Genomic DNA, 4,930 nt, shown 5'->3' with positions numbered 1-4,930 from the left:
CCCTGCGCGGCGATCCCGGCGGCACGCTCCGGCAGCGGTCCGCCACCGGGGAACACCATCTCCGGAGCGCCGAGCACCCACGTGCCGTGACCGTCGGTGTCCACGGAGGACCACTTGCGGGCCGACGAGAACGGCACGCCGCCGGTGCGCTGCCACGTGCTCGCACCGAACTCCTCCGCCAACGCCGACGCGGTGGCGTTCGCGTCCGGCGCCGTGGCGGACAGCGCCAGCGCTTCCCGGACCTCGGCCTCCGGACCGTCCACCACCAGCCGGTCGAACACGATGTCGCCGTGCGTGAGGGTGCCCGTCTTGTCCAGGCACACGACGTCGACCCGGGCCAGCACCTCCACCGCGGGCAGCTCCTGCACCAGGGTCTGCCTCCGCGCCAACGTCACCGCGGCCACCATGAACGCCAGGCTGGTGAGCAGCACCAGACCCTCGGGGACCATGCCGACCAGCGCCGCCACCGCGCCCGTCATCGCCTCCTGCCAGTCGTCCGTGTCCGGGCTGCGCAACTGGCTCCACAGCAGCAGCGGGCCGACGACCAGCATCATCAACGAGATCCACCGCAGCAGCTTGTTCGTGCCCGCCACCAGCTCCGAGCGCACCACGGTGAACCGGCGGGCCTCCGCGGCGAGCCGGGTCGCGTAGGCGTCCGCACCGACCGCCGTGGCCTGGAACCGGCCGGACCCCGCCACCACGATGGACCCCGAGCGCACCTCGGCACCCACCGCCTTGTGCACCGGGTCGGTCTCGCCGGTCAGCAGCGACTCGTCCACCTCCAGCCCCTCGGCCGCGGTGACCACCCCGTCCGCCACCACCTGGTCGCCCGTGCGCAAGCCGATCAGGTCGTCCGCCACCACCTCCCCGACCTCGATCTCCGACGTCACGCCGTCGCGCGTCACCCTGGCCCGGGGCGCGTTGAGCACCGCCAGCCGGTCGAGGGTGCGCTTGGCCCTCAGCTCCTGGACCACGCCGATCGCCGTGTTGGCCACGACCACCAGGCCGAACAGCCCGTTCTGCCAGCGCCCGGTGGAGAGGATGACCACGAACAACGCCGTCAGCAGGCCGTTGAACGGCGTGAAGACGTTCGCCCGGACGATCTGCCCGACGCTGCGGCTGGTGTGGGAGCCGACATCGTTCGTCCGCCCGGCCGCGACCCGGTCCGCGACCTCCGCCGCGGTCAGCCCCGCCGACCGGACGCCGGTGAGCTCGGACATCCACACCTCCACCCGCCGGACCCGGCCCCATCGTCGCCCGGCCCGACCGTTCGCGCCCGCCACGAGCGGGTGTCGGCGGCGGGCGGCGGTTCGGATCACGGCGATCGCGGAAGTGCCGGGCCGGGTCGAGGGCGGGAGTCGTGGTGGCGTCAAGGAGTTCCATGACTCAATGGTCTCGAACTGACGTTCGCAGGTCATCACTCGACGAGGCGAAACAACGATCACCGAACGGCACGCAAGGTCATGGGTTGCGCGGTTACACCCACTCGATCGTGGGCACTTCGCGCGCAGTGGCTCGAGTTTCGGCCCCCGGGGATCGGAGCTAGCGTCGGTCGCATGCCGTCGACCGAGCGCCCCGCGGACGACCTCGACCTGCTGGACGCCTACTGGCGTGCGGCGAACTACCTCTCCGTCGGGCAGATCTACCTGCTCGACAACCCGCTGCTGCGCGAACCGCTGCGCCCCGAGCACGTCAAGCCCCGCCTGCTGGGCCACTGGGGCACCACGCCGGGCCTCAACCTGCTCTACGCGCACATGAACCGCGCGATCCGGCAGCGCGACCTGAACGCCCTCTACGTCACCGGTCCCGGCCACGGCGGTCCCGGCCTGGTCGCGAACGCCTACCTGGAGGGCACCTACAGCGAGGTGTACTCCGGCATCACGGAGGACGTGGACGGCCTGCGCGCCCTGTTCCGCCAGTTCTCGTTCCCCGGCGGCATCCCGAGCCACGTCGCGCCGGAGACGCCCGGCTCGATCCACGAGGGCGGCGAGCTGGGGTACGCCCTGCTGCACGCGTACGGCGCGGTGTTCGACAACCCGGACCTGCTGGCGTTGTGCGTGGTCGGGGACGGTGAGGCGGAGACCGGGCCGCTGGCGGCGAGCTGGCACTCGAACAAGTTCCTCGACCCGTCCCGCGACGGCGTGGTGCTGCCCGTGCTGCACCTCAACGGCTACAAGATCGCCAACCCGACCGTGCTGGCGCGCATCCCGGACGACGAGCTGGCGTCGCTGATGCGCGGCTACGGCCACACGCCGCACTTCGTCGCGGGCGACGATCCGAAAGAGGTGCACGAGCAGCTCGCGTCCACTCTGGACAGGGTGCTGGACGACATCGCGGAGATGAAGACCTCGACCGGTCGCCCGCCGTGGCCGATGATCGTGCTGCGCACCCCGAAGGGCTGGACCGGACCGCGCGAGGTCGACGGCCACCCGGTCGAGGGCACGTTCCGCGCGCACCAGGTGCCGCTCGCCGCGACCCGAACCGACGCCGGGCACCGCGCGCAGCTCGAGGAGTGGCTGCGCGGCTACCGGCCCGAGGAGCTGTTCGACGCCGACGGCAGGCTGGTGCCGGAGCTGCGCGCGCTCGCGCCGACCGGTGACCGGCGGATGAGCGCCAACCCGCACAGCAACGGCGGTCAGCTGCGGCGCGACCTGCGGATGCCCGACTTCCGCGAGTACGCCGTCACGGTGGACCGGCCCGCGGCCGAGAGCAGCGAGGCCACCAAGGTGCTGGGGGAGTTCCTGCGGGACGTGGTGCGCCGCAACCAGGACAACTTCCTGGTCATGGGCCCGGACGAGGTGGCGTCGAACCGGCTGTCGGCGCTGTTCGAGGAGACGGGCCGCAAGTGGCGGGCGGAGGTCGTGCCCGGTGACGAGCACCTCGCGCCGGACGGCCGGGTGCTGGAGGTGCTGTCGGAGCACATGTGCCAGGGCTGGCTGGAGGGCTACCTGCTCACCGGCAGGCACGGCCTGTTCACCAGCTACGAGGCGTTCATCCACATCGTCGACTCGATGCTGAACCAGCACGCCAAGTGGCTCAAGACGACCCGGGGCATCGCGTGGCGCGCGCCGTTGGCCTCGTTGAACTACCTGCTGTCGTCGCACGTGTGGCGGCAGGACCACAACGGGTTCAGCCACCAGGACCCCGGGTTCCTGGACCACGTGGTGAACAAGAAGGCGGAGATCGTCCGGGTGTACCTGCCGCCGGACACCAACACGCTGCTGTCGGTGATGGACCACTGCCTGCGCAGCAAGCACTACGTGAACGTGGTGGTGGCGGGCAAGCAGCCCGCGCTGAACTACCTGGGCATGTCCGAGGCGATCGCCCACTGCGCGCGCGGCCTGGGCATCTGGGACTGGGCGGGCACCACCGAGGGCGAGCCGGACGTGGTGCTGGCGTGCGCGGGCGACATCCCGACGTTGGAGACCCTCGCCGCGGCGAAGCTGCTGCGCGAGCACCTGCCGGAGCTGAAGGTGCGCGTGGTCAACGTGGTCGACCTCATGCGCCTGCAACCGGACACCGAGCACCCGCACGGCCTGTCCGACCGCGACTTCGACGCCCTGTTCACCACGGACAAGCCGGTGATCTTCGCGTTCCACGGCTACCCGTGGCTCATCCACCGCCTCACCTACCGCCGTGCGAACCACGTCAACATGCACGTGCGCGGCTACAAGGAGGAGGGCACCACGACCACGCCGTTCGACATGGTGATGCTGAACGACCTGGACCGGTTCCACCTCGTCATGGACGTCATCGACCGGGTGCCGGCGCTGGGCGGCGCGGCGGCGTCGTTGCGGCAGCGCATGGCGGACGCCCGGCTGGCCGCGGTCCAGCACACCCGCGAGCACGGCGAGGACGACCCGGCCATCGCCGGGTGGACGTGGGGCTGACGTGCGGGTGCTGGTGGTCAACGCCGGCTCGTCGAGCTTGAAGCTGCGGTTGCTGGGCCCCGACGACGCGGTGGAGCGCACCGCCGACGTCGAACCGGACCCGGCCCGGCTGGGCGAGGTGCTGGCGGACTGGCCCACGCCGGACGCCGTGGGTCACCGGGTGGTGCACGGCGGCACCCGGTTCACCGACCCGGTGGTGCTCGACGACCTGGTCCGGCAGGCGCTGGTGGACCTGACCTCGCTCGCGCCGCTGCACCAGCCGAAGTCGTTGGCCGGCCTGGACGCGGTGCACCGGCTGCTCCCGGACGTGCCGGCGGTCGCGTGCTTCGACACCGCGTTCCACACCACCATCCCGGCGGCGGCGGCGACCTACGCCGTGCCCGCGAGGTGGCGGGACCGGTACGAGATCCGCCGCTACGGCTTCCACGGCCTGTCCCACGCCTACTGCGCGCGGCGGGTGGCCGAACTGGCGTCGCCCGGCCTGCGGCTGGTCACCTGCCACCTGGGCGCGGGCGCGTCGCTGGCCGCGGTCGCCGACGGCCGCAGCGTCGACACCACCATGGGCTTCACCCCGTTGGAAGGCCTGGTCATGGCCACCAGGTCCGGCACGGTCGACCCCGGCCTGCTGCTCTGGCTGGAGGAGCACGAGGGCCTGTCGCCGCACGAGGTCGCCACCACGTTGGAGGAGGAGTCCGGCCTCACCGCCCTGGCCGGCACCGGCGACATGCGCGAGATCGACGCCGCAGCGGCCCGGGACGAGCCGGACGCCGTGCTGGCGCTCGACGTCTACACGCACCGGCTGGTCGGCGGGATCGCGTCGATGGCCGCCGCGCTCGGCGGTGTCGACGCCCTGGCGTTCACCGGCGGTGTCGGTGAGAGGTCCGCGACGGTGCGCCGCCGTGCCGCCGAACGCCTGGCGTTCCTCGGCGTCACCCTCGACGAGGAACGCAACGAGCACGTCGACGGCGACACCGACATCACCGGGCGCGATGCGGGTGTCCGCACTTTCGTCGTCACCGCCCGGGAAGACCTGGAGATAG

Annotated in this window: 3 protein-coding genes; 2 read left to right on the top strand and 1 reads right to left on the bottom strand. The window is 72.0% G+C overall.

The features are described 5' to 3' along the window. A partial coding sequence (locus AB0G02_RS28105) for an HAD-IC family P-type ATPase (protein WP_360799488.1) occupies nucleotides 1-1,220 on the bottom strand: 1,220 nt, incomplete at its 3' end. A gap of 336 nt (nucleotides 1,221-1,556) precedes the next feature. Here AB0G02_RS28105 and AB0G02_RS28100 point away from each other — a divergent pair. Together AB0G02_RS28100 and AB0G02_RS28095 are read left to right on the top strand one after the other, a co-directional pair. After that, on the top strand, nucleotides 1,557-3,890 hold the full coding sequence (locus AB0G02_RS28100; RefSeq protein WP_360799485.1) for a phosphoketolase family protein: 2,334 nt from the start codon (nucleotides 1,557-1,559) through the stop codon (nucleotides 3,888-3,890). A 1-nt stretch (nucleotide 3,891) separates the two neighbouring features. Beyond that, on the top strand, nucleotides 3,892-4,930 hold a 1,039-nt coding region (locus AB0G02_RS28095), incomplete at its 3' end, for an acetate/propionate family kinase (RefSeq protein ID WP_360799482.1).

It is taken from the genome of Actinosynnema sp. NPDC023658 (assembly GCF_040639995.1).
GTDB lineage: Bacteria > Actinomycetota > Actinomycetes > Mycobacteriales > Pseudonocardiaceae > Actinosynnema.
This window is presented reverse-complemented; position numbering and strand designations above follow the sequence as displayed.

Excerpts from the sequence above, each read along its gene's own strand:
- AB0G02_RS28100 (WP_360799485.1), top strand. The coding sequence starts at position 1,557 with ATGCCGTCGACCGAGCGCCCCGCGGACGACCTCGACCTGCTGGACGCC.